The organism is Paraburkholderia phytofirmans OLGA172 (genome assembly GCF_001634365.1).
In the GTDB taxonomy this organism is placed as follows: domain Bacteria; phylum Pseudomonadota; class Gammaproteobacteria; order Burkholderiales; family Burkholderiaceae; genus Paraburkholderia.
The window spans coordinates 3,453,263-3,476,678 of the sequence record NZ_CP014578.1 but is presented as its reverse complement, the minus strand read 5'-3'; the positions used below and the strand labels follow the sequence as shown (position 1 = coordinate 3,476,678).

The window sequence follows — 23,416 nt, the reverse complement described above, 5'->3', positions numbered from 1 at the left end:
TGCCTCACTTGCCCGACGTTGCGTTGGCCAGCTCGCGCTGCTTCAGCAGATCGAGCTGCTCCGTGTTGAAGCGCGAATAGTCCTGCTGCCATTGCGACGGCTGTTCGACCGGCATTACCTGCACCGCGGTCACCTTGTACTCGGGACAGTTGGTGGCCCAGTCCGAGCTATCGGTGGTGATCACGTTCGCGCCCGATTCGGGGAAATGGAACGTCGTGTAGACGACGCCCGGCTGCATCCGCTCGGTCACTTTCGCGCGCAACACGGTTTGACCCGCGCGCGATTCGATACCAACCCAATCGTCGGTCTTGATGCCGCGTTCTTCCGCATCGTGCGGATGCAACTCCAGCCGGTCTTCATCATGCCAGCGCGAATTCTCTGTGCGGCGCGTTTGCGCGCCGACGTTGTACTGCGACAGGATGCGGCCGGTAGTGAGCAGCAGCGGGAACTTGCGCGTGACCTTTTCCGGCGTTGCGATGAACTTCGTAATCACGAACTTGCCTTTGCCGCGCACGAAGGTGTCGATGTGCATGGTCGGCGTACCGTCGGGCGCGTTCTCGTTGCATGGCCACTGGATGCTGCCGAGCTCGTCGAGCTTCCTGTACGACACGCCGTGGAAAGTCGGCGTGAGACGCGCGATCTCGTCCATGATCTGAGACGGGTGCGAGTAGTCCATTTCATATCCGAGCGCGCGAGAGAGCATCACCGTGACTTCCCAGTCGGCGTAACCCGGCACTGGCGGCATCACCTTGCGTACGCGCGAGATGCGGCGCTCCGCGTTGGTGAAGGTGCCGTCCTTTTCGAGGAACGACGAACCGGGCAGCAGCACGTGTGCGTACTTCGCGGTCTCATTGAGGAAAATGTCCTGCACGACGATGCATTCCATCGACGACAGTGCCGCCGACACGTGATGCGTGTTCGGATCGGACTGCACGATATCTTCGCCCTGGCAATACAGGCCCTTGAAGGTGCCGTGCACGGCGGCGTCGAACATGTTCGGGATGCGCAGGCCCGGTTCCGGCTGCAGCGTGACGTTCCATGCTTCTTCGAACAGCGCGCGCGTAATCGAATCGCCGATATGACGATAGCCCGGCAGCTCGTGCGGGAACGAACCCATGTCGCACGAACCCTGCACGTTGTTCTGACCGCGCAACGGGTTCACGCCGACCCCTTCGCGGCCGATGTTGCCGGTCGCCATCGCCAGATTCGCGATGCCCATCACCATCGTCGAGCCTTGCGCGTGTTCGGTGACGCCGAGGCCGTAATAGATCGCGGCGTTGCCGCCGGTGGCATAAATACGGGCGGCTTCGCGGATGGATGCGGCGGGCACGCCGGTGAGTTCCTCGGTCGCTTCGGGCGCGTTCTCGGGCAGGGCGACGAACGCACGCCATTGCTCGAACGCGCGCGTTTCGCAGCGCTCGGCGATGAACGCTTCGTTCAGCAGCCCTTCGGTCACGATCACATGCGCGAGGGCATTGACCACCGCGACGTTGGTGCCCGGACGCAATTGCAAATGATGCAACGCCTTCACGTGCGGCGTATCGACGATATCGATGCGGCGCGGATCGACGACGATCAGCTTCGCGCCCTCGCGGATGCGGCGCTTCATCCGCGAGCCGAACACCGGGTGGCCGTCGGTCGGATTCGCGCCGATCACCATGATGACGTCGGCCTTGTCGACCGAGGCGAACGTCTGCGTGCCGGCGGATTCGCCGAGCGTGGCCTTCAGGCCGTAGCCGGTCGGCGAGTGGCACACGCGCGCGCAGGTGTCGACGTTATTGTTGCCGAACGCGGCGCGTACGAGCTTCTGCACCAGATACGTTTCTTCGTTCGTGCAACGCGACGACGTAATGCCGCCGATCGAATCGCGGCCGTGCTTCTCCTGAATACGGCGGAATTCCGACGCCGCGTAACCGAGCGCTTCTTCCCAGCTGACTTCGCGCCACGGATCGGTGATCTTCGCGCGGATCATCGGCTTGGTAATGCGGTCCTTGTGCGTCGCATAGCCCCATGCGAAGCGGCCCTTTACGCACGCGTGGCCTTCGTTGGCGTGGCCGTTCTTGTGCGGCACCATCCGCACGACCTCGTTGCCCTTCATCTCGGCCTTGAACGAGCAGCCCACGCCGCAGTACGCGCATGTGGTGACGACCGAATGCCCGGCCTGGCCGAGCATGATGACGGTCTTTTCCTGCAAGGTCGCGGTCGGGCACGCGGCGACGCACGCGCCGCACGACACGCATTCCGATTCCATGAACGGCTGGTCTTCACTCGCCGCCACGCGCGATTCGAACCCGCGTCCGGCGATGGTCAGCGCAAACGTGCCTTGCGTTTCTTCGCACGCGCGCACGCAGCGATTGCAGACGATGCACTTCGACGGGTCATACGTGAAGTACGGATTCGATTCGTCTTTCTTATCCTTCAGGTGGTTTGCACCGTCGAATCCGTAGCGCACTTCGCGCAAGCCGGTAACGCCTGCCATGTCCTGCAATTCGCAGTCGCCGTTGGCGGGGCAGGTCAGGCAGTCGAGCGGGTGATCGGAAATGTACAGCTCCATCACGTTACGGCGCAGCGACTGCAGACGATCGGTTTGCGTGCGGACCTTCATGCCGGCTTCGACGGGCGTCGTGCAGGAAGCGGGGTAGCCGCGCTTGCCTTCGATCTCGACGAGGCACAAACGGCATGAGCCGAACGGTTCGAGCGAATCGGTCGCGCAGAGCTTCGGCACATTGACGCCGGCTTCGACGGCGGCGCGCATCACTGACGTGCCGGCCGGAACCGTCACCGCCTGGCCGTCGATTTCCAACGTGACGTCGACGTCGGCATGGCGTAGCGGCGTGCCGTAGTCGGTGTCGTCAAAGGGTGAGCGCGTTGCGCGTTGTTGCGCTTGCGATTTGCACGCGCAGCTACCGGAGCCGCAGCCGCCCCCCAATCCCCCAAGGGGACTTCCTTCGGGGCGGGGGGCTTCCCGCGGGGCGCCAGCAGGGGAGTTGAGCACGTCGGACATGTGAGGCTCCTGAATCAGGCCGCAGCCGCTTTGGGCGCGTGGTCGTGCACGTTGTCGAGACCGAAGTCTTCGGGGAAATGGTCGAGCGCGGACAACACCGGGAACGGTGTCATGCCGCCCATCGCGCAGAGCGAACCGGACACCATCGTGTCGCACAGATCGCGCAACAACTGCACTTGCCGCGTGGACGTATCGCCGTTGCGGATCCGTCCGATCACTTCGACGCCGCGCGTCGAGCCGATCCGGCACGGCGTGCATTTGCCGCACGATTCGAGCGCGCAGAAGTGCATCGCGTACTGCGCGAGTTCGGCGAGATTCGACGTGTCGTCGTGTACGACGATGCCGCCGTGGCCGACGACCGCGCCGACTGCCGCGTACGTTTCGTAGTCGATGGGGATGTCCCACTGGCTTTCCGGCAGATACGTGCCGAGCGGGCCGCCGACCTGCACTGCGCGCGCCGGGCGCCCGCTTGCGGTGCCGCCGCCGTAGTCGTACAGCAGTTCACGCAGCGTGATGCCGAACGCCAGCTCGACCAAACCGCCTTGCTTCACATTGCCGGCAAGCTGGAACGGCAGCGTGCCGCGCGAGCGGCCCATGCCGAAGTCTTTATAGAACGCGGCACCGCGCGCGAAGATGATCGGCACCGTCGCGAGCGTGATGACGTTGTTGATCACGGTCGGCTGGCCGTAAAGGCCGACGAGCGCCGGCACGGGCGGCTTCGCGCGCACGATGCCGCGTTTGCCTTCGAGCGATTCGAGCAGCGCGGTTTCCTCGCCGCAGACATAAGCGCCCGCGCCTTTCGCCACGAAAAGTTCGAAGCGATGCGCCGCCGAGCCGAGCACGCTGTCGCCGAGCCAGCCGGCGGCGCGCGCTTTGGCGAGCGCGGTTTCGAGCATCGCGATCGAGTGCGGATATTCGCTGCGCACGTAGATATAGCCGACCGTCGCGCCCGTCACGACGCCCGCGATGATCATCCCTTCGATCAGCATGTACGGGTCGCTCTCCATCACGAGGCGATCGGAGAAGGTGCCGGAGTCGCCTTCGTCCGCATTGCAGACGATGTATTTCTGCGCCGCTTTGGCGCCGCGCACCGTGCGCCATTTGATGCCGGCGGGGAAGGCTGCGCCGCCGCGGCCGCGCAGGCCGGATTCGATCAGCGCTTCACAGGCGGCGTCGCCGTCGGTTTTCAGGGCTTGCTTGAGACCCTCGAGGCCGCCGTGGGCAACGTAATCGTCGACGGAAAGCGGATCGGTAAGGCCGATCCGTGCAAAGGTCAGGCGCTGCTGCTTCTTCAGATACGGTATGTCATCGACCACACCGACACGGCGGGCGTGCTCGCCGCCTTCGATAAAGCCGGCGTCGAATAGCGCTGGAACGTCGCTCTCTTCGACGTTCGCATAGCCGACGCGGCCTTCAGCGGTCGCAACTTCTACGAGCGGTTCGAGCCACAGCAAACCGCGCGAACCGTTGCGAACCAGTTCGATTTCAACGCCGCGGCGTGCGGCTTCGGATTCGATCGCTTGCGCGAGAGCATCGGCGCCGAGCGCGAGCGCCGACGAATCGCAGGGAACGTAAATGCGCGTCATGCCGTTACCCCCACACATTTGTTGGCGGCGGCGAAGAGCGCATCGAACTTTTGCGGCGTGACTTTCGCGTGCAGCGTGCCGTTGAGCATTAGCGCCGGTGACAGCGCGCATTGGCCGAGGCAGTAGACCGATTCCAGTTCGACCGCCGCACCATGCCGATGCTCCGCATCAAAACGGCAGCCGGTGTGCGCCTCGATATGCTGCGCGAGCGCCTCGGTGCCCATGCTGCGGCACGCTTCGGCGCGGCACAGTTGCACCGTGACGGGCGTCGCGGGCTGCGTGCGGAAGTGGTGGTAGTAGGTGATGACACCGTGGACTTCCGCACGCGACAGGTTCATGGCGCGCGCGAGCGGCGCAACCGTGTCGGGCGGCACGTAGCCGAGTTCGTCCTGAATCGCGTGCAGTACCGCTAGCAGCGACATGCCCGGCTGCGCGTGACGCTGCACGAGATGCTCCGGCGCGATGGCGATGGAATCGTCCAAGTGGGGGCTCCTCCAAAGTCATATATGCACTTGTCATTCATAATGCGTGCACCTATGCTTCGTATATTCGATATGGGATAGCGGAACAATAGGCGGCTGATACGCGTCGTGCAATAGGAAATAGTCAAGCATATATGATCAGGATCGAGTGCCAGGCACAACTGGTTGTGAAGGGCCCGGATGGCCGCGAGGCAAGCCTGTCGGATGTGGTGCCGCTGCTCGCGCTGGTGGACGAATCCGGCAGCATCGCGCAGGCAGCGACGCTTAAGGGTTTGTCCTACCGTCACGCGTGGGGGGTGTTGCGCAGCATTGAGGAGCGCTTGGGTGGTCCGCTGATCGCGAAGGAGCGTGGGCGCGGATCAGTGCTGTCCGAGCTCGGGCAGGCCGTGTTGCGCGCGCAGCGTCTATGCGCCGAGCGGCTCGATGGCAACATGCAGGCACTCGCGAGCGAAGTCGCCAGCGATCTGAACCGCTGGCTCGCGCCAGCCGCCGACGACGTGCGGATCTACGCGTCTCACGGTTATGCCGTCGCGGCGCTGGTGACGGCGCTGGTCGCGAATGATGTGCCGGTCGATATCAAATACCGCGACAGCGCGGACTCGGTTAGCGCGCTCGCCCGTGGCGAATGTGATCTGGCTGGGTTTCACTTGCCGCTAGGCGAATTTCGCGCGGCATGTGCCGATACCTATCGACGCTGGCTCGATCCGCAGCGTCACGTGCTCGTGCATCTGACCAGGCGCAAGCAGGGCCTCTTTCTCGGCAAGGGCAATCCAAAGGGAATCGGCGGCCTGAGCGACCTCGCGCGCGACGACATTCGCTTCGTCAATCGTCAGCCCGGTTCCGGCACACGCATGCTGCTCGACCTCGCGCTACGAAAAGTCGGGGTCGATCCGGACCGGGTCAACGGTTACGCGTCGGCAGAACTCTCGCATTCGGCGATTGCGGCATTCGTGGCAAGCGGCATGGCGGATGTGGGTTTTGGCGTCGAGCCGGCGGCGCATCACTTCGGGCTCGATTTCATTCCGATCGTCGACGAAGACTATTACTTCGCCTGCGATCGCGCCCGGCTGGAGCGCACGCCGCTTGCAACGGTGATCGGCTTGCTGCGCGGCGCCGCGTTTCGGCATAGCGTCGAACAGCTCGAAGGTTACGATCCGCACGACTGCGGCAACCTGCTCGATCTCGATGTTGGGCTTGGCCCAACTGAGCTGTAAGCGACTGTAAACAAAATGGTGCTGGCGCCGCTGCGCGGGGCGTTTGTTTGGGATAATCTCTAACCTTCCGCTTACGCCTTAACCGCGCGCTATGCCGCGCTGAATCGATATGAAAGCTCTTCTTCACGCATGTGCTGCAGCAGCGACGGCCGGGGTGCTCCTCGCCTCCGTTTCGATTGCCTTCGCACAGAATTCGCCGGGTGTGCCGGGCGGTATCCTGCAAGATCAGTTCCGTCTTGCTGAACATCCGCAGATGCCGTTTGCGGCGTCGGCGCCCTCGGACAAATACCAGTCCGGTAAAAAGTCAGCCATGCGCAAACGCGGCGACAACGGCGATCCGAACGGGTGTAATTTGCAGTGTCCTAAAGACGAATAAGCGAGCGAGTCAGCGCTTTCGAGTTCTGCTTTTGTGTTTCATCGAGACGCCGGCATGCTGCCGGCGTTGTCGTTTAAGGCGTTTTATCAAGGCTCGCGGCTCTAGTCCGTCGTTCAGCGACTATCGGCTATCGGCTATGGCTTCGCTGTGTGCCACATGTCCTTAAAACCGTCCCCCTTCATTTCTCCCGCCTGCTTGTCTGCCGCGTAGCGGTACAGGGGATGGCCTTTGTATGCCCATTGCTGCTTGCCGTCCGCGGAAGGGATCAGCGTCCAGTCGCCTGACGGCTTGTCCGACGGGCTCGCCATGGCCGCGGGCCAGTTGCTCGTGCAGCCGCCGGTGCAGGCGCTCACGCCGGGTGTGGTGTCTTTGTCGAAGGTATAGAGCGTCATGCCGTCCGCGGTGACGAAGCGGCCGTCGACGATCTTCGGGGCTTCGGCAAGCGCGGTCTGTTGCAGTGCGAGGAGAGTCAGCGTGGAGAGGCAGAAGAGAGTCTTGCGCATGGTGTCGGCTCCTGATTTTAATGTTGGTCTTGCGCGGAACGCGGCGTGCGGGCGCGCGTGGCGAATAAACGATTGAACGGATTCGCTTATTCCCTTGGCTTTGCGCGGCTTCGTGACGCAGAGCCTGGTAATCGCATGGCTGTTGTGCAATAACAACAAAATATTTTTTAAAATCGGATTTAGAGGCACTTAAATCATAAGCCCCTGATATCACCCTGAGGTTGATACCCTCCGAGGTGATCGGTGGCGATCATAGATCGGAAAGAGTCGGCGGCGGTGATAGTGGCGCCCGCAACATTGATCTGGCTGGATGAGACACCGAAATGCGCCGGCAAGGAACAGATGGACTTCTACCTTCGGCACGCCTTAAAGGCCCAAAGTCAGTGCGTCTCGACCATACGCGCCATTGGTGAATTGAAGAACCCGCGCCAGGTGGCCTTCGTAAAACAAACCGATGTCGCGAACGGTTGGAGTTTGGAACGACGGCAAAAGCAGGCAGAGGCAGTCCGGCGCTGGAAGCCGTGGGAGCGGTCCACCGGACCGACAACACGTACTAGCCGGCGAGGAGATGGGCGAGACAGATGGTATAGATCTCGACGACCGCTGGAGACCGGAAGTCCAGGCGCAGGCCGTCGAAGAACATGCCTGCTACGGCTTTCGTGTCAAACGTTGTTTCCGAGAACTGTTCCGCATGTGTTGCCAGATCTTGCGCCCGGCGACACAGCGCCATGCGCTTTAGCGAATTGACCTCGCCATCGTTGAATCGCAGCCAGATCTGTGCACATTCGACCAAATCCTCGACCTTGAGCCATTCACCGGTCCCATGACGTGCGGTCAATTGAGACACAACGAGATAGGTTAGCATCTCTGCCGGTGCTAGTAGGCTGAAGTCAATTGGCTGAGTCATCTGACGGAGTTCTATCGTCGTGTGCACAGGGCATTGTGTTGCCCGGTATAGCACGTCGAGAAAGGCGGCCACCCTGGTCGCAAAGGCGGCACGTAACGCATTACCACCAACACCTGACTTAAGAGCGTGAACTCTCAGGATAAGAGGGTTCCACGTCTGGCGTGATTGAACCCGCCAAAACATTGACGAATTCCGTCGAGCCGAGGTGGTGACGCGCGACACCCGATTGGGCAATCTCAATCATGAAGGGTCATCGGGTCGCATCGAGAATCCCCATCGTGGCGCTTGAATCGCGAGTGCTCGACGTCTTCCCCGTTACTGACGGGACTTCCTTCGTTCTGAACGTTTGATCCTCCCCGTCGCCTCAGGGTTAGAGATCTGCGCTCGCAGACCTCTGTGTCACACGCGTAGTCGTAAAAGGCCGCTGACGACCCGCCGACGATCGGTCAGCATCTCTCACGAAGGCCTGTCTGGTCGCTGCAAGAATCCCCACTGCAGCTGCTCGCCGAGCATCGATGTAAGCAGCCAGATCGGCAACGTGCACGCCCTTGGCACCCTTCTGCGACGTCTCCATGCGAACGAGCGGAAGCGCAATCTCACCAGCGGATATCTTTCTAACCAGCGTCGGCACCGTGAGTGGTGCGAAATAGTCCCGGCACACGACATCGATGGGAACGATCGCCTTGGCGCCGTATTGGGCCAACAGGATGAATGCAGTGTTCATGCCGCGGCCTCGCCCGAACTGCCCGTGGTTACTTTAATCAGTTGCACACTTCTTACCGCGGCTAGGGTTGGGCGGCGGGAGTAGATCGGAGACTGGACTGGGAATCTGATTCGCAACCTTTAGGGGCGGTCAACACGGCCCTTGTGCGCGGCGAACAGCACATCGCCGCTCCTACCGTTTAGTCAAAGTGTTGGCGTGTTCGGCCATATTCACGAGCAATGCTTCCCTTAGGCCTACTATTTTTGCTGGCCCTTCGAGGGGGGATGAATCGGCTTCTAGGGGGGCGATTCGGTCCTTGTACCCCTCGGAGTTTTAGCCTGCCGCACACCCGCTGGCAGGCTATTTTTTTGGGTGCGCCTTCGGCGGACGTAACACTAGCATCTCGGGCCGGTTCTATCGTTGCTTAAGCTGGAGGTAATCACGACGGCACCGGTGCGCAGCAAAGCCGCCGGCCTGCCGGGCAATTGACGGTCGGATAGGAGCACTGCCGGGCAGCGCCGATTCGATACAGGAAACCGGCAACCCTATCTTCTTCCCTGGATCGTTTCCGGGCAGCACGAATAGCGACTCCCGACACAAGTGAAACCTCGGGATAAGTGCCGAGCGCCAGACTCTTTTCCTTGCTCTCAAATCGGTACTTGAGTGAGCACCCAGCGCTTGCCGCCGGCCGGCGTGATGAGTACGAACAGGCCGCCGCCATCGAATCGCTTCTGCTGCTTCTCAACTGGCTTGGCGTTGCGGATCGCACAATATCGGTCAGGGCCATGTGCGCTCTCGTGCTGGGGTTCCTGCCGTGGGGGTTCTTGGTTTTGGGGTTTGCAAAGAACCCCCGGAAAAACCCCCGACGACATGTTGCTGTCACTGGAGGTTGTTTGCGGTGGTTTACAACAAAATACCCCGCTGAGCGGGGTTTTGTTGTGAAACGTTGTGAACGTTTGGACGGTAATTGGTGGAGGCGGCGGGAATCGAACCCGCGTCCAGAAGCACTCTACGACTAGTTCTACATACTTAGTTCTGTCATTTGATTTAACCACCACGACGCGGACGAACACGCTGCGTGACGGCGATTCACTAGATTTTCGACCCGGGCGTCGTGACGCCGCCAAGGCTTAACTGACGTATATGACCTCTGTCGGTATTGCTACCGGTCTTGCGACTCTAGCCCGTCAGTGAACTAGGCAGAGGACGGCGGCCCTTAGGCTGCCAGTGCGAACGTTTCGTCGTTTGCAGTTACGTTTTTCCCATTGATTAACGAGGTGACGGGTCCTCGGTATGCCCTAGCCGCTTCGCAACCCCTGTCGAAACCAGGTCGCCCCCGCGGTTCGTTGCCCCAAACGTCTGGGCCAGCGTAGATTTTACAATAGTTTGACGGCCACGTCCTGGCTGATTGCCTCGTTGTCTTACCGGCGCGGCGCACTGCCGCACTGCCGCACTGCCGTACTGCCGTACTGCCGTACTGCCGCAGTGTCGTAGCGTCGTAGTGTCGTAGTGTCGCGGCGAAGCGGCAATGCAGTGGTGCAGCATTGTGTTGCGTGCGCCATGTCTGCCGTGTTCGCTTATGCGCTTAGCCGATGTCGCGAAGCAGCTTCTGCAATTCAGCAGGCGATTGCACGACATGTTGCGCGTGCCATTGCGTCGGCGGAATGTCGTTGCCGCAGTAGCCGTAGGCGGCCGCGATGGTTTTCATGCCGGCCGCGAAACCCGCCTGCACATCGCGCAGGTCGTCGCCGACATAGACGATGTGTTCCGGCACCACATCCAGTTCGCGCGCGGCGTGCAACAGGGGCGCGGGGTGCGGCTTCGAATGCGGCGTCGTGTCGCCGCTCACCACGCAGCCCGCGCGCTCTTCGAGGCCGAGTAGCGCGATCAGCGGCTCGGTGAGCCGTGCCGCCTTGTTCGTCACGATACCCCAGCGCACGCCCCGTGCGTCGAGATCGTCGAGCAATTCGGGGATGCCGGGAAACAGCGTGGTCTCGATGCACAAGTCTGCTTCGTAGTTGGCGAGAAACTCCTCACGCATCGACGTGAACTCGCGATGCTCGGGGCCGATGCCGAAGGCCCCGCCGATCAGCCCGCGCGCGCCCGCCGACGCGAGCGGTCGCAGGTCTTCGAGCGGCACCATCTCGAGCCTGCGATCATGGCGCATTTTGTTGACGGCGGCCGCGAGATCGGGCGCGGTGTCGGCCAGCGTGCCGTCGAGGTCGAACAGGACAGCATGGCAAAGACCGAGCGCGTCGTCGTTGTCTTCGCGTTGGGGCAGGGGCGTGGGATCGCTCATTGATTAGATTGAGTCCGGCAGGTCGGGGCGGATCAGACGTCGCGGCGGCAGGCGAGCATGTAGTTCACGCTCGAGTCGGCGGACAGCGTGAAATGCTTGCTGAGCGGGTTATAAACGATGCCTTTGATATCGACTGTGCGCAGGCTGGCGGCGCGCACAAAGCTCGCCAATTCCGACGGACGGATGAAGCGCGCATAGTCGTGCGTGCCCTTGGGCAGCATCCGCGCGATATATTCGGCGCCGATCACCGCGAACAGATACGACTTCACATTGCGGTTCAGCGTGGAGAAGAACACCCAGCCGCCCGGTTTTACCAGCGTCTTGCAGGCCTCGACAATGGCGGCTGGTTCGGGCACGTGCTCAAGCATTTCCATGCAGGTGACGGCGTCGTAAGTGCCCGGTTCACGGGCAGCCAGTGCCTCAGCGGCGATTTCTTCGTAACTAACGGTTACGCCGCTTTCAAGGCTGTGAAGATCCGCCACGCCGAGCGCCTGGCTCGACAGGTCGATTCCCTTCACGTGTGCCCCCAATCCCGCCATCGACTCCGACAGAATGCCTCCGCCGCAACCGATGTCCAACACGGTTTTACCGGCGAGATGCGCGTGCGCGTCGATCCAGCCTAGGCGAATCGGATTGAGTTCATGCAGCGGTTTGAATTCGGCATTCGGGTCCCACCAACGATGCGCGAGGTCGCTAAATTTCTGCAGTTCGTGGGGATCGGCGTTGGTCATAGCGGAAGCTGCCTCGATGAGAGCGTTGAGCGGGCGCTCGAGGATAAACCCTGAGTATATAGGCCGAGCGACAGGGCGGCAAAATGCCGCGCGGTGGCTGGCGCGTCCTGTTCCGGCAGTTCGGGCGCGGACTCGGAGGAGAAAGCGAGTGGCGCCCGCAGCCGTGGCATAAAAAAAGCCCCGCCGAAGCGGGGCTTTGATACTGCGGTAATCTGGAGCTTACTGCTTCGAAGTGCCGACAACTTCGACTTCCACGCGACGATCCGGTGCGAGGCAAGCGACGAGTTGCTTGTGGTTCTTCTGGTTGCAGCCGGTCGTGACCGGGTTGCGCTTGCCCTTGCCTTCCGTATAGATACGGTTGGATTCGATGCCCTTGCTGACAAGGTACGACTTCACAGCTTGAGCGCGGCGCAGCGACAGACGGTCGTTGTACTTGTCCGAACCGATACGGTCCGTGTAACCCGTTGCGACGATGACTTCCAGGTTCAGCGCGCCGACCTTCGATGCCAGGTCGTCCAGCTTTTCCTTGCCAGCCGGCTTCAGGATAGCCTTGTCGAAGTCAAACAGAGCGTCAGCTTGATACGTAATCTTTTGGCTCGTAATAGCCGGTGCAGGTGCGACCGGAGCCGGCGGGGTCGGAGCCTGGGCAACCAGGGCGCCATCGCACTTTGCGTTGGCCGTTGCCGGCGTCCAGAATGCATCGCGCCAGCAAAGCTCGTTCGTGCCGTTCATCCACACGTATTCGCCGGTACCATTCACCCAGTTGTCGTTCGTGGCTTGTCGCGACGCCGGCACCGATTGTGCCATGGCGGATGCAGCCATAACTGCGGTAGCTGCAATGAACGCGAGCTTTGAAAGTTTATTCATATTTCTCCTCTCGAAATTGAGATTACCGCAGGTTTACTGCGAGCCTGTTGACGAAGACAAGTCATACATTGCTCGAAGTATAACATCGGTGTAGAACAAAAAACGCGCTGTGTAGACTTCGAGCAGTGTCTGACTCTTTGTGCGTTGGCATTTTGCCATATCGTTCCCTTCCAACGATAAAAAAATCTGCCCCCGATCAAATCGCCCTCCAAATGTGGTGCATGCGCAACAAAAGCAATCCGCTGCAGGCACCGCCAGTCATGGCTGAGCGGCGAATTGCCCCATGCACGAATCGAGCCTGCCCTGGGTCGATAGCGGGGGTCCAGGGCGCCGTTCCCGCTCGCCTGCTAATAGGTATACGTACCCCCGCCGGGGGCGGATGCGCGACATGTTAGAATCGCGTGATGCGTTGCGCCTGCAATGCTTACGCAAAGGCGCGGTTAAATTAACGCCGTCGCCTTGGCACGTAAAAGATACGGATAATGGATCAATTCGCCAAAGAGACTCTGCCAATCTCCCTAGAGGAGGAAATGCGCCGTTCGTATCTCGATTACGCGATGAGCGTGATCGTGGGGCGTGCGCTTCCCGATGTTCGCGATGGCCTGAAGCCGGTGCACCGGCGTGTGCTGTACGCGATGCACGAACTGAACAACGACTGGAACCGGGCTTACAAGAAGTCGGCGCGTATTGTCGGCGACGTCATCGGTAAATATCACCCCCACGGCGACACGGCTGTCTACGACACGATTGTCCGCATGGCGCAGGATTTCTCGTTGCGCTACATGCTGGTGGACGGTCAGGGCAACTTCGGTTCGGTCGACGGCGACAACGCCGCGGCGATGCGGTACACCGAAATCCGCATGGCAAAGATCGGCCACGAACTGTTGGCCGACATCGACAAGGAAACGGTCGACTTCACGCCGAACTACGACGGCAGCGAAAACGAACCGGCCATCTTGCCGGCGCGTATTCCCAATCTGCTGATCAATGGCTCGTCCGGTATTGCGGTCGGCATGGCGACCAATATCCCGCCGCACAACCTCAACGAGGTTGTTGATGCATGTCAGCATCTGCTGAAAAATCCGGAAGCCACGATCGACGAACTGATCGAGATCATTCCGGCGCCGGACTTCCCGACCGCCGGCATCATCTACGGCGTGGCTGGCGTGCGCGATGGTTACCGCACCGGCCGCGGCCGGGTGGTGATGCGCGCGCTAACGCACTTCGAAGAAATCGACCGCGGTCAGCGCATGTCGATCATCGTCGACGAGTTGCCGTACCAGGTGAACAAGCGCTCACTTCTGGAGCGCATCGCCGAGCTGGTCAACGAGAAGAAGCTCGAAGGCATCTCGGACATCCGTGACGAATCCGACAAGAGCGGCATGCGCGTCGTGATCGAACTGAAGCGCGGCGAAGTGCCGGAAGTCGTTCTCAATAATCTATATAAGGCGACCCAGCTTCAGGACACCTTCGGCATGAACATGGTCGCGCTGGTCGACGGCCAGCCGAAGCTGCTGAACCTGAAGGAAATGCTGTCGTGCTTCCTGTCGCATCGCCGGGAAGTGCTGACGCGGCGCACTGTATACGAACTGCGCAAGGCGCGCGAACGCGGTCACGTGCTCGAAGGTCTGGCAGTCGCCCTCGCGAACATCGACGAGTTCATCGCGATCATCAAGGCCGCGCCTACGCCGCCGATCGCCAAGCAGGAATTGATGGCGCGTCCGTGGGATTCGTCGCTGGTGCGCGAAATGTTGGCGCGCGCCGAGACGGAAAACGCGTCGGCTGGCGGCCGTGAGGCCTATCGTCCGGAGGGGTTGAACCCGTCCTTCGGCATGCAGTCCGACGGCCTCTACCGCTTGTCCGACACCCAGGCTCAGGAAATCTTGCAGATGCGTCTGCAACGCCTGACGGGTCTGGAGCAGGACAAGATCATCGGCGAGTACCGCGAAGTGATGGCGCAAATCGCCGACCTGCTGGACATTCTGGCTCGCCCGGAACGCATTACGGCGATCATCGTCGACGAACTCACGTCGATCAAAGCCGAATTCGGCGACGCGCGCCGCTCGAAGATCGAGCTGAACGCAACCGAACTGAACACCGAAGACCTGATCACGCCGCAAGAGATGGTCGTGACCATGTCGCACGCCGGTTATGTGAAATCGCAGCCGTTGTCCGAATATCGCGCCCAGAAGCGCGGCGGTCGCGGCAAACAGGCGACTTCCATGAAGGAAGACGACTGGATCGACACGCTCTTCATCGCCAACACGCACGATCACATCCTGTGCTTCTCGAATCGCGGCCGCGTCTACTGGGTCAAGGTTTATGAAGTGCCGCAGGGGTCGCGGAACTCGCGCGGCCGTCCGATCGTCAATATGTTCCCGTTGCAGGACGGCGAAAAGATCACGGTCGTGCTGCCGGTCAAGGAATTCACGGCAGACAAATTCGTGTTCATGGCCACCGCGTTAGGAACGGTAAAGAAGACGCCGCTGGAAGCCTTCAGCCGGCCGTTGCGCAAGGGTATTATTGCGGTCGGTCTGGATGACGGGGACTACCTGATTGGCGCTGCCATTACGGACGGCCAGCATGACGTGATGCTGTTCTCGGATTCCGGCAAGGCAGTGCGTTTCGACGAGAACGACGTTCGTCCGATGGGCCGTGAGGCACGTGGTGTGCGCGGCATGCAACTCGAAGACGGCCAAAGCGTGATCGCGTTGCTGGTGGCCGGCGACGAGCAACAGTCGGTGCTCACCGCAACCGAAAACGGCTATGGCAAACGCACGCCGATCACCGAGTACACGCGGCACGGGCGCGGTACGAAGGGGATGATTGCGATCCAGACGTCGGAGCGTAACGGCAAGGTCGTCGCCGCCACGCTGGTGGATCAGGAAGCGCAGATCATGCTGATCACGGATACGGGCGTGCTGATTCGTACACGCGTATCGGAAATCCGCGAAATGGGGCGCGCAACCCAAGGTGTTACACTCATCAGCCTTGACGAAGGGACCAAGCTTTCAGGTCTGCAACAGGTTGCGGAAGCGGAAGCGGATGTGGATGTGGATGTGGAAGGCGACACCGAAGGTCCTGCCGAAGGCGACAACGGCGGTGAGGATGGTGGTGCGGCCTGATCCGCGTCGGCGGCTTTCAGTCCCAGCTATTGGTTGAAAGCTGCGCAGGGAACAATGGCGTGTCGGGCCGATACGCGTCCCGCGCAGCTTGCAGTTCAAGTTAATTTCTCTTAGGGAGTAATGATGCAAAAACGATTCAAACAACTGATGTTGCTGGCTGCTCTCGTGCCGACCTTCGCTATGGCTCAAGCTCTGCAGAGCTCGGCACCGGCGGCTCCGGCTGCTGCCGCGGCACCGGTTGATCCGGCCAAGCAGGCTGCAATCAAGGATCTGCTGGACGCAATCGACGCGCAAAAGCTCGTCGGCGCAATCGGCAACAGCGCCCAGATGCAAGCCAAGCAGCTGGTTCCGGCTATCCTGTCGGACGCCCTGAGCGAAAACAAGACGATGACGGACAAGCAGAAGCAGGCTTCCGTCCCGACGCTGCAAAAGAATGCAGTGCCGAAGCTGGTTGATGGCGCAGGCCAGGTGTTCGCAACTGACTCCTTCCGTCAAGACGCAATGCAAGCTCAGTACGACGCTTACGCGAAGTACTACAGCACGTCGGAAATTAAGGATCTGACCGCGTTCTACAAGAGCCCGACCGGCCGCAAGTTCATCCAGGTGCAAGACCAGGTTGGCCGCGACGTCGTGAATGGCTTGATGCAAAAGTACATGCCGCAATCGATCAAGGCAACGCGCGACCAGGCTGACAAGGAAGTCGCTTCGGTCAAGCCGGCTAAGTAAGCCAGCTAGTTAGCCAAAAGTCAAAAGGCTGCGCTGACATCGCGCTAGCCGCCGCTTGGCAAGCTATACGGCGTGCTGGGCGGCAGGCCGGGTTTGGCGGGTTGGCAGTGACAATGCGATAATGGCCGTTTGCGCACACGCGCAGACGGCCATTTTCTTTTTGGGCGTGAAAGTGTTGCTAAATACGTGCTGTCAAACGCGCGTCGTCAAACTCGCATTGCCGAGTTCGCGGCGCTAACTTTGCAGAGGCTGCCTTTGCAGCGGCTGCCGTTGCAGCGGCAGCCTTTACGGCTGCCAACTTCGCCGATTTTTGCGCGATCTGTTCGTTTTTCGCGCCAGCTTCCAGGATCTCACGATGCGCGTTTTTAATTTCTCTGCTGGCCCGGCTGCCATGCCCGAAGAAGTGCTGCGTCAGGCAGCCGACGAGATGCTCAATTGGCAGGGCAGTGGCATGAGCGTGATGGAAATGAGCCATCGCGGCAAAGAATTCATGTCGATCCATGAGAAAGCACTCGTCGATCTGCGTGACTTGCTCGACGTGCCCGCTAGCCATCGCATCCTGTTTCTGCAGGGCGGTGGCTTGGGCGAAAACGCGATCGTGCCGATGAATCTGATGGGTGCCAAGGCGCGTGCGGATTTCGTCGTGACGGGTTCGTGGTCGCAGAAGTCGTTCAAGGAGGCGCAAAAGTACGGCACGGTGCATCTAGCGGCGAGCGGTCAGACGGCCGAAGGCTTCACGCGCGCGCCGGCACGCTCGGAATGGCAACTGTCGGACGATCCCGCGTACGTGCATCTGTGCACGAACGAGACTATTCACGGCGTCGAGACGTTCGAGATTCCGGACCTCGGCGATATTCCGCTGGTGGCGGACGCCTCGTCGCACATCCTGTCGCGTCCGATGGACATCGCCAAATACGGCGTGCTGTTCGGTGGCGCGCAGAAGAACATCGGCATGGCGGGTGTGACGGTCGTGATCGTGCGCGAAGACATGCTGGGCCGCGCGCAAGCGATCTGCCCGTCGGCGTTCGAATGGAAAACCGTCGCCGAGAACAATTCGATGTACAACACGCCGCCCACGTACGCGATTTACATCGCAGGGCTGGTGTTCAAGTGGTTGAAGAAGCAGGGTGGCCTTGCCATGATGGAAGCGCGTAATCTCGAAAAAGCGAAGCTGTTGTACGACGCGATCGATTCGAGCAGCTTCTATCTGAACAAGGTCGAGCGTGGCTCGCGCTCGCGGATGAACGTACCGTTTTTCCTCGCCGACGAGTCGCGCAACGAAGATTTCCTGGCCGGCGCGAAAGCGCGGGGAATGGTGCAGCTAAAGGGCCACAAGTCCGTCGGCGGCATGCGGGCGTCGATTTATAACGCCGTCCCGCTCGAAGGCGTCAAAGCGCTTGTCGAATACATGAAGGAATTCGAACAGCGCAGTGCCTGATCGTCTTCGATATTCAGGCACGCGCATCCTTTCCAGCACGCATTTGTGCAGCAGCTACCGGCAGGGCCGTTTTCACGCATGGACGACGAACTCAATACCCGACTCAAACCCCTTCGCGAACGCATCGACGCGCTCGACGCGCAGCTGATCGCGCTCCTCAATCAGCGCGCCGCAGTGGCGCTCGAAGTGGGCGAGGTGAAGAAGCATTTCAATGCGCCGGTGTTCCGCCCCGAGCGCGAGCAGCAGGTGATCGCGCGCTTGCAGGATATGAGCGACGGCCCGCTGGCCAGCGAGCATATCAGCGCGATCTGGCGCGAGATCATGGCCGCGAGCCGCGCGCTCGAAAAGACCATCAAGGCCGCGTATCTCGGCCCGGTCGGCACGTATAGCGAACAGGCGATGCACGAGTACTTCGGTCAGTCGATCGAGGGTCTGCCGTGCCCTTCGATCGACGAAGTATTTCGCTCGGTCGAAGCCGGCGCCGCCGAATTCGGCGTTGTGCCGGTCGAGAATTCGACTGAAGGCGCGGTGTCGCGCACGCTCGATCTGCTGCTGCAAACCCAGCTCACGATCGGCGGCGAACTGGCCTTGCCGATTCACCACAACCTCCTGACGCTGAATGGTGCCCTCGCCGGCGTGAAGCGGGTGTGTGCGCACGCGCAGGCGCTCGCGCAGTGCCAGCGCTGGCTCGCGACCAACGCGCCGCATCTCGAGCGCCAGGCGGTGTCGAGCAATGCCGAAGCCGCGCGCATGGCGGCGGAAGATCCGACCGTCGCCGCCATCGCCGGCGATCGCGCCGCGACGCATTACGGTCTGCAGGTCGCTTACGCCCTGATCCAGGACGATCCGCACAACCGCACGCGTTTCGTGATGATCGGCAAGGAACGCACCGGCGTCAGCGGACACGACCAGACCTCGTTGATCGTTTCGGTCGCGAACGAGCCGGGCGCGGTGTTCAAGTTGCTGGAGCCTTTGGCGCGTCATAGCGTATCCATGACCCGTTTCGAGTCGCGTCCGGCGCGCGTCGGCACGTGGGAGTATTACTTCTATATCGACGTCGAAGGCCATCGCGATGAGCCGGCGGTCGCTGCCGCGTTAGCCGAACTCGGCCAGAAGGCCGCGTTCCTGAAGATACTCGGCTCGTATCCGCGCGCCCGCTAATGGCTGTCGAGGCGCGCTCACGCCGCTCTGGCGCGCCTGCCGCATATTTATCTACTACTAATTAGTCGTTCGGAGATTTTCATGACAACGTCCTTCGGTCCTTCCTATGTGCGCGCGATTGCGCCTTACATCGCCGGCAAGCCGATTTCGGAAGTGGCCCGCGAGTTTGGCCTCGACGAAGCGACCATCGTGAAGCTCGCGTCGAACGAAAATCCGCTCGGCATGCCGGAATCGGCGCAACGCGCCATGGCGCAAGCGGCCAGCGAACTCGGCCGCTATCCGGACGCGAATGCATTCGAGCTGAAGGCGGCGCTGAGCGAGCGCTACGGCGTGCTGGCCGACTGGGTCACGCTCGGCAACGGCAGCAACGACATTCTCGAAATCGCCGCGCATGCGTTCGTCGAGAAGGGCCAATCGATCGTCTACGCCCAATACTCGTTCGCGGTCTACGCGCTCGCCACGCAAGGTGTGGGTGCGCGGGCGATCGTCGTGCCGGCCGTCAAGTACGGCCACGATCTTGACGCGATGCTCGCTGCGATCACGGACGACACCCGCCTGATCTTCGTTGCAAACCCGAACAACCCGACCGGCACGTTCATCGAAGGCGCGAAGCTCGAAGCGTTTCTCGACAAGGTGCCGCCTCACGTGGTCGTCGTGCTCGACGAGGCGTACACGGAATATCTGCCGGAAGAAAAGCGCTACGATTCGATCGCGTGGGTGCGCCGTTACCCGAATCTGCTGGTGTCGCGCACGTTCTCGAAGGCGTTCGGCCTCGCGGGCTTGCGTGTCGGCTTCGCCATCGCGCAGCCCGGGTTGACCGACCTGCTGAACCGTCTGCGTCAGCCGTTCAACGTGAACACGCTGGCGCAAGCCGCGGCGGTCGCGGCGCTGAGCGACAAGGCGTTTCTGGAAAAGAGCGCGGCCCTGAATGCGCAAGGCTATCGTCTTTTGACCGAAGCGTTCGACAAACTCGGCCTCGAATATGTGCCGTCGGACGGTAACTTCGTGCTGGTGCGTGTCGGCAACGACGATGCAGCGGGCAACCGCGTCAATGTGGAGTTGCTGAAGCAGGGCGTGATCGTTCGCCCGGTCGGCAACTACGGTTTGCCGCAATGGCTGCGCATCACGATCGGCCTGCCGGCAGAAAACGAAGCGTTCCTCGTGGCGCTCGAAAAGACGCTCGCTACCGCATAAGCGATTGACCTTGACCCGCGCGCCTCACTTTACGGAAGGCGCGCTTTTTCTGTGACCGACGTGGCCGCGTTCTCTTTTAACAAGCTGGTGATTTTCGGTGTCGGCCTGATCGGCGGATCGCTCGCGCGTGCATTGCGCGAGCGAGGTGAGGCGGCAGGCGCGCGCGCAGTGATCGGTGTCGGGCGTTCGTTCGCGTCGACGGCGCGCGCGCTGGAATTGGGCGTGATCGACGGATCCGCGGCACTGAACGACGCCGCCGCGCTGCGTGCTGCGCTATCCGGCGCGGATATCGTGGTGCTTGCCGCGCCGGTTGCGCAGACACAGCCGCTGCTGGAGCGCATTGCGCCGTTTCTCGACGCAGGCACGATCGTCACCGATGCCGGCAGCACCAAGTCCGATGTGGTCGCATCCGCGCGTGCGGCGCTCGGCGCGCGCATCGGCCAGTTCGTGCCGGGGCATCCGATTGCCGGCCGTGAGGCGAGCGGCCCGGATGCGGCCTTGCCCGATCTGTACGTGAATCGCAACGTCGTGTTGTGCCCGCTGCCGGAGAACGCGCCGGAAGCGGTCGAGCGTGTTGCCGCGATGTGGCGCGCTACCGGCGCTTGTGTGCGGGAGATGACGCCCGAGCAGCATGACCGCGTACTCGCATCGGTCAGCCATTTGCCGCACGTTTTGTCGTTCGCGCTGGTCGAGCAGATTCTCAACTCGCCCGACGCTGCGCTGAAATTCTCATTCGCCGCCGGCGGCTTCCGCGACTTCACGCGCATCGCTGCGTCGAGCCCGGAAATGTGGCGTGACGTGTGTGTGGCGAATCGCGCCGCGTTGCTCGACGAACTCGATGCGTATACGGCGGTGCTCGCACGCCTGCGAGCGGCGATCGACACTGGCGACGGCGCCGCGCTCGAAGCCGTGTTCGCGCGCTCGCGCGTCGCGCGCAGCGAATGGCAGGAACAGCGCGCTGCCGGATCCGCACTCGGCGACGCCTCGACATAACCGGAACTGGACTCAATCATGGAATTCCTCGATCTCGGACCATTTTCTCGTGCGTCCGGCACGGTTCGTTTGCCCGGTTCGAAAAGCATTTCGAACCGCGTACTGCTGCTCGCGGCGCTCGCCGAAGGCGAAACGACGATCACGAATCTGCTCGACTCCGACGACACCCGCGTAATGCTCGACGCGCTCGAAAAGCTTGGTGTGCGCTTGACGCGCGAGGGCGACAGCTGTGTCGTGACCGGCACGCGTGGTGCCTTCACGGCGCGCACGGCCGATCTGTTCCTCGGCAATGCCGGCACGGCGGTGCGCCCGCTAACCGCGGCGCTCGCGGTGAATGGCGGCGACTATCGCATTCACGGCGTGCCGCGCATGCACGAGCGGCCGATCGGGGACCTGGTCGACGGCTTGCGGCAGATCGGCGCGAAGATCGACTACGAAGAGAATGAAGGCTATCCGCCGCTGCGGATTCGCCCGGCGCAAATCGCGGCCGACGCACCAATCCGCGTGCGTGGCGACGTGTCGAGCCAATTCCTGACTTCGCTGCTGATGACGTTGCCGCTGTTGCGCACGGAAAGCGGCGTGACCACCGTGCAGGTGGACGGCGAGCTGATCTCGAAGCCGTACATCGAGATCACGATCAAGCTGATGGAGCGCTTCGGCATCAAGGTCGAGCGCAACGGCTGGCATCAGTTCGTCGTGCCGGCGGGGCAGCGCTATCAATCGCCGGGCACCATCATGGTGGAGGGCGATGCGTCGTCGGCGTCGTATTTCCTCGCTGCGGGCGCACTCGGCGGCGGCCCGTTGCGGGTGGAGGGTGTGGGCCGCGCCAGCATTCAGGGCGACGTCGGCTTTGCCGATGCGCTCATCAAGATGGGTGCGAACCTGCAGATGGGCGACGACTGGATCGAAGTGCGCGGCGTCGGCAACGACAGCGGCAAGCTCGATCCGATCGACATGGACTTCAACCTGATTCCCGATGCTGCGATGACGATTGCCGTCGCCGCGCTGTTCGCGGACGGCACGACCACACTGCGCAACATCGCCAGCTGGCGTGTGAAGGAAACCGACCGGATCGCCGCCATGGCCACCGAACTGCGCAAGGTCGGTGCAAAGGTGCAGGAAGGCGAGGATTTCCTCGTCGTCGCGCCGCCTGAAAAACTGATTCCGAACGCCTCGATCGACACCTACGACGATCACCGTATGGCGATGTGCTTCTCGCTCGTGAGCCTGGGCGGCGTGCCGATCCGGATCAACGACCCGAAGTGCGTCGGCAAGACGTTCCCCGATTATTTCGAGCGCTTCACCGCGCTCGCTCAACCCTGATTCGCTTCTGAATCGACTGACGCGCGACTTTTTCGATGAAACCGATCCGTCCCTTTCACCAAACGCCCGTCATTGCGATCGACGGCCCCAGCGCCTCGGGCAAAGGCACCGTGGCCGCGCTGGTTGCCGCGAATCTCGGCTTCCATTTGCTGGATAGCGGCGCGCTGTACCGGCTCGCCGCGCTCGCCAGCATGCGCTACAGCATCGCGGCGGATGACGTCGACGCGCTAGTCAAACTGATCGACGATCTGCACATCACCTTTCGCGAGGGGCTGGCGCAGCTGGACGGCGCCGACGTATCCGCCGACATTCGCGCCGAGGAAGTCGGCAGCCGCGCCTCGGCGATTGCCGTGCACGCGCCCGTGCGAACCGCGCTGGTGGCCCGTCAGCGGGCTTTCCGTAAGGAACCGGGGCTGGTTGCCGACGGCCGCGATATGGGCACGGTGATCTTCCAGGACGCCGTGTTGAAGGTGTTCATGACCGCCAGCGTCGAGGCTCGTGCGGCGCGCCGGCATAAGCAATTGATCCAAAAAGGATTTTCTGCTAATATAGATGACTTGCTCCGGGATTTGCGTGAGCGCGACGAGCGTGACAGTCAGCGCGCGGCCGCGCCGCTCAAGCCCGCAGCGGATGCAAAGCTGCTTGATACCTCCGCATTGTCCATCGACCAGGCGGTCGAGCAGGTGGTGCAGTGGTATGAAGCATGGGTTCCGCATGCTTGAAATTTAAGTGGCGGGCGCAGTAGAAGTAGTGTTGTCAGTAGGTGCTCCGCGTGTGTCGTGGA

Annotated in this window: 19 protein-coding genes, 1 other RNA gene and 2 pseudogenes; 10 read left to right on the top strand and 12 right to left on the bottom strand. The window is 61.6% G+C overall.

From position 1 onward, the window contains the following. Positions 1–4 precede the first annotated feature (4 nt). The 3 genes from fdhF to AYM40_RS15230 are packed head-to-tail and all read right to left on the bottom strand — an operon-like array spanning position 5 to position 5,072. Complete coding sequence (gene fdhF / locus AYM40_RS15240; RefSeq protein WP_236720850.1) at positions 5–3,004, bottom strand: formate dehydrogenase subunit alpha; 3,000 nt, start codon at positions 3,002–3,004, stop codon at positions 5–7. Between the two features lie 14 nt (positions 3,005–3,018). Continuing rightward, positions 3,019–4,590, bottom strand: coding sequence for a formate dehydrogenase beta subunit (locus tag AYM40_RS15235; protein WP_063496932.1), 1,572 nt, complete (start codon positions 4,588–4,590; stop codon positions 3,019–3,021). Next, positions 4,587–5,072, bottom strand: a complete 486-nt coding sequence (locus AYM40_RS15230; protein ID WP_063496931.1) for an NAD(P)H-dependent oxidoreductase subunit E — start codon at positions 5,070–5,072, stop codon at positions 4,587–4,589. Before AYM40_RS15230 ends, AYM40_RS15235 begins: the two co-directional genes overlap by 4 nt. A gap of 134 nt (positions 5,073–5,206) precedes the next feature. On the opposite strand from AYM40_RS15230, the gene AYM40_RS15225 reads away from it, so the two are divergent. Both AYM40_RS15225 and AYM40_RS15220 read left to right on the top strand, forming a co-directional pair. Next, positions 5,207–6,286 carry a substrate-binding domain-containing protein gene (locus AYM40_RS15225; protein WP_063496930.1) on the top strand — a complete coding sequence of 360 codons (1,080 nt, stop codon included), beginning with the start codon at positions 5,207–5,209 and terminating at the stop codon, positions 6,284–6,286. A gap of 109 nt (positions 6,287–6,395) precedes the next feature. Continuing rightward, on the top strand, positions 6,396–6,662 hold the full coding sequence (locus tag AYM40_RS15220; protein WP_063496929.1) for a hypothetical protein: 267 nt from the start codon (positions 6,396–6,398) through the stop codon (positions 6,660–6,662). A 134-nt stretch (positions 6,663–6,796) separates the two neighbouring features. Here the strand turns inward: AYM40_RS15220 and AYM40_RS15215 are convergent, their stop codons facing one another. The 8 genes and pseudogenes from AYM40_RS15215 to ompA form a co-directional block, all read right to left on the bottom strand. Beyond that, positions 6,797–7,165: a hypothetical protein gene (locus tag AYM40_RS15215; protein WP_063496928.1), complete on the bottom strand. Its 369-nt coding sequence runs from the start codon at positions 7,163–7,165 to the stop codon at positions 6,797–6,799. A 553-nt stretch (positions 7,166–7,718) separates the two neighbouring features. Beyond that, positions 7,719–8,072, bottom strand: a complete 354-nt coding sequence (locus AYM40_RS41395) for a hypothetical protein (protein WP_063498043.1) — start codon at positions 8,070–8,072, stop codon at positions 7,719–7,721. A gap of 490 nt (positions 8,073–8,562) precedes the next feature. Continuing rightward, a pseudogene (locus tag AYM40_RS15205) lies at positions 8,563–8,796 on the bottom strand (pyocin activator PrtN family protein); the annotation flags it as partial. Positions 8,797–9,325: 529 nt separating this feature from the next. Next, positions 9,326–9,562, bottom strand: a pseudogene (locus AYM40_RS42505) (Arm DNA-binding domain-containing protein); the annotation flags it as partial. A gap of 181 nt (positions 9,563–9,743) precedes the next feature. After that, positions 9,744–10,113, bottom strand: a transfer-messenger RNA (tmRNA) gene (ssrA, locus tag AYM40_RS15200). A 247-nt stretch (positions 10,114–10,360) separates the two neighbouring features. After that, positions 10,361–11,074, bottom strand: coding sequence for a phosphoglycolate phosphatase (gph, locus tag AYM40_RS15195; RefSeq protein WP_063496927.1), 714 nt, complete (start codon positions 11,072–11,074; stop codon positions 10,361–10,363). A 32-nt stretch (positions 11,075–11,106) separates the two neighbouring features. After that, positions 11,107–11,805, bottom strand: coding sequence for a bifunctional 2-polyprenyl-6-hydroxyphenol methylase/3-demethylubiquinol 3-O-methyltransferase UbiG (ubiG, locus tag AYM40_RS15190; protein ID WP_063496926.1), 699 nt, complete (start codon positions 11,803–11,805; stop codon positions 11,107–11,109). Positions 11,806–12,024: 219 nt separating this feature from the next. Continuing rightward, entirely contained in the window at positions 12,025–12,672 is a 648-nt protein-coding gene (gene ompA, locus AYM40_RS15185; protein WP_063496925.1) for an outer membrane protein OmpA, read from the bottom strand. Positions 12,673–13,202: 530 nt separating this feature from the next. On the opposite strand from ompA, the gene gyrA reads away from it, so the two are divergent. Both gyrA and AYM40_RS15175 read left to right on the top strand, forming a co-directional pair. Beyond that, positions 13,203–15,797 carry a DNA gyrase subunit A gene (gene gyrA / locus AYM40_RS15180; protein WP_063496924.1) on the top strand — a complete coding sequence of 865 codons (2,595 nt, stop codon included), beginning with the start codon at positions 13,203–13,205 and terminating at the stop codon, positions 15,795–15,797. Positions 15,798–15,920: 123 nt separating this feature from the next. Continuing rightward, positions 15,921–16,523, top strand: a complete 603-nt coding sequence (locus AYM40_RS15175; protein ID WP_063496923.1) for a DUF2059 domain-containing protein — start codon at positions 15,921–15,923, stop codon at positions 16,521–16,523. 178 nt (positions 16,524–16,701) lie between these two features. Here the strand turns inward: AYM40_RS15175 and AYM40_RS42500 are convergent, their stop codons facing one another. Continuing rightward, a complete protein-coding gene (locus AYM40_RS42500; protein WP_236720970.1) occupies positions 16,702–17,025 on the bottom strand; it encodes a hypothetical protein in 324 nt (107 codons plus the stop codon). Here AYM40_RS42500 and serC point away from each other — a divergent pair. From serC to cmk, 6 genes are all read left to right on the top strand, one after another. Beyond that, positions 16,915–17,961, top strand: a complete 1,047-nt coding sequence (serC, locus tag AYM40_RS15170; protein ID WP_236720959.1) for a 3-phosphoserine/phosphohydroxythreonine transaminase — start codon at positions 16,915–16,917, stop codon at positions 17,959–17,961. The two genes, AYM40_RS42500 and serC, sit on opposite strands and share 111 nt — an antisense overlap. Before the next feature lie 78 nt (positions 17,962–18,039). After that, positions 18,040–19,122, top strand: a complete 1,083-nt coding sequence (pheA, locus tag AYM40_RS15165; protein WP_063496922.1) for a prephenate dehydratase — start codon at positions 18,040–18,042, stop codon at positions 19,120–19,122. A gap of 81 nt (positions 19,123–19,203) precedes the next feature. Next, on the top strand, positions 19,204–20,316 hold the full coding sequence (gene hisC / locus AYM40_RS15160) for a histidinol-phosphate transaminase (protein WP_063496921.1): 1,113 nt from the start codon (positions 19,204–19,206) through the stop codon (positions 20,314–20,316). Positions 20,317–20,367: 51 nt separating this feature from the next. Further along, the gene (locus AYM40_RS42495) at positions 20,368–21,309 is read left to right on the top strand and encodes a prephenate dehydrogenase (RefSeq protein WP_063496920.1); all 942 of its coding nucleotides are present in this window, start codon (positions 20,368–20,370) and stop codon (positions 21,307–21,309) included. A gap of 18 nt (positions 21,310–21,327) precedes the next feature. Further along, entirely contained in the window at positions 21,328–22,632 is a 1,305-nt protein-coding gene (gene aroA / locus AYM40_RS42490; protein ID WP_063496919.1) for a 3-phosphoshikimate 1-carboxyvinyltransferase, read from the top strand. Positions 22,633–22,667: 35 nt separating this feature from the next. After that, positions 22,668–23,354, top strand: coding sequence for a (d)CMP kinase (cmk, locus tag AYM40_RS15145; protein WP_063496918.1), 687 nt, complete (start codon positions 22,668–22,670; stop codon positions 23,352–23,354). The last annotated feature ends 62 nt before the right edge of the window (positions 23,355–23,416 follow it).

Coding starts and splice junctions, on each gene's coding strand:
- gyrA (WP_063496924.1), top strand. CDS start 13,203: ATGCGCCGTTCGTATCTCGATTACGCGATGAGCGTGATCGTGGGGCGT.
- fdhF (WP_236720850.1), bottom strand. CDS start 3,004: ATGTCCGACGTGCTCAACTCCCCTGCTGGCGCCCCGCGGGAAGCCCCC.
- gph (WP_063496927.1), bottom strand. CDS start 11,074: ATGAGCGATCCCACGCCCCTGCCCCAACGCGAAGACAACGACGACGCG.
- AYM40_RS15215 (WP_063496928.1), bottom strand. CDS start 7,165: ATGCGCAAGACTCTCTTCTGCCTCTCCACGCTGACTCTCCTCGCACTG.
- AYM40_RS15220 (WP_063496929.1), top strand. CDS start 6,396: ATGAAAGCTCTTCTTCACGCATGTGCTGCAGCAGCGACGGCCGGGGTG.
- aroA (WP_063496919.1), top strand. CDS start 21,328: ATGGAATTCCTCGATCTCGGACCATTTTCTCGTGCGTCCGGCACGGTT.
- AYM40_RS15235 (WP_063496932.1), bottom strand. CDS start 4,590: ATGACGCGCATTTACGTTCCCTGCGATTCGTCGGCGCTCGCGCTCGGC.
- AYM40_RS15225 (WP_063496930.1), top strand. CDS start 5,207: ATGATCAGGATCGAGTGCCAGGCACAACTGGTTGTGAAGGGCCCGGAT.
- AYM40_RS42500 (WP_236720970.1), bottom strand. CDS start 17,025: ATGGATCGACATGAATTCTTTGCCGCGATGGCTCATTTCCATCACGCT.
- ompA (WP_063496925.1), bottom strand. CDS start 12,672: ATGAATAAACTTTCAAAGCTCGCGTTCATTGCAGCTACCGCAGTTATG.
- ubiG (WP_063496926.1), bottom strand. CDS start 11,805: ATGACCAACGCCGATCCCCACGAACTGCAGAAATTTAGCGACCTCGCG.
- AYM40_RS15175 (WP_063496923.1), top strand. CDS start 15,921: ATGCAAAAACGATTCAAACAACTGATGTTGCTGGCTGCTCTCGTGCCG.
- cmk (WP_063496918.1), top strand. CDS start 22,668: ATGAAACCGATCCGTCCCTTTCACCAAACGCCCGTCATTGCGATCGAC.
- AYM40_RS41395 (WP_063498043.1), bottom strand. CDS start 8,072: ATGACTCAGCCAATTGACTTCAGCCTACTAGCACCGGCAGAGATGCTA.
- pheA (WP_063496922.1), top strand. CDS start 18,040: ATGGACGACGAACTCAATACCCGACTCAAACCCCTTCGCGAACGCATC.
- serC (WP_236720959.1), top strand. CDS start 16,915: ATGCCCGAAGAAGTGCTGCGTCAGGCAGCCGACGAGATGCTCAATTGG.
- hisC (WP_063496921.1), top strand. CDS start 19,204: ATGACAACGTCCTTCGGTCCTTCCTATGTGCGCGCGATTGCGCCTTAC.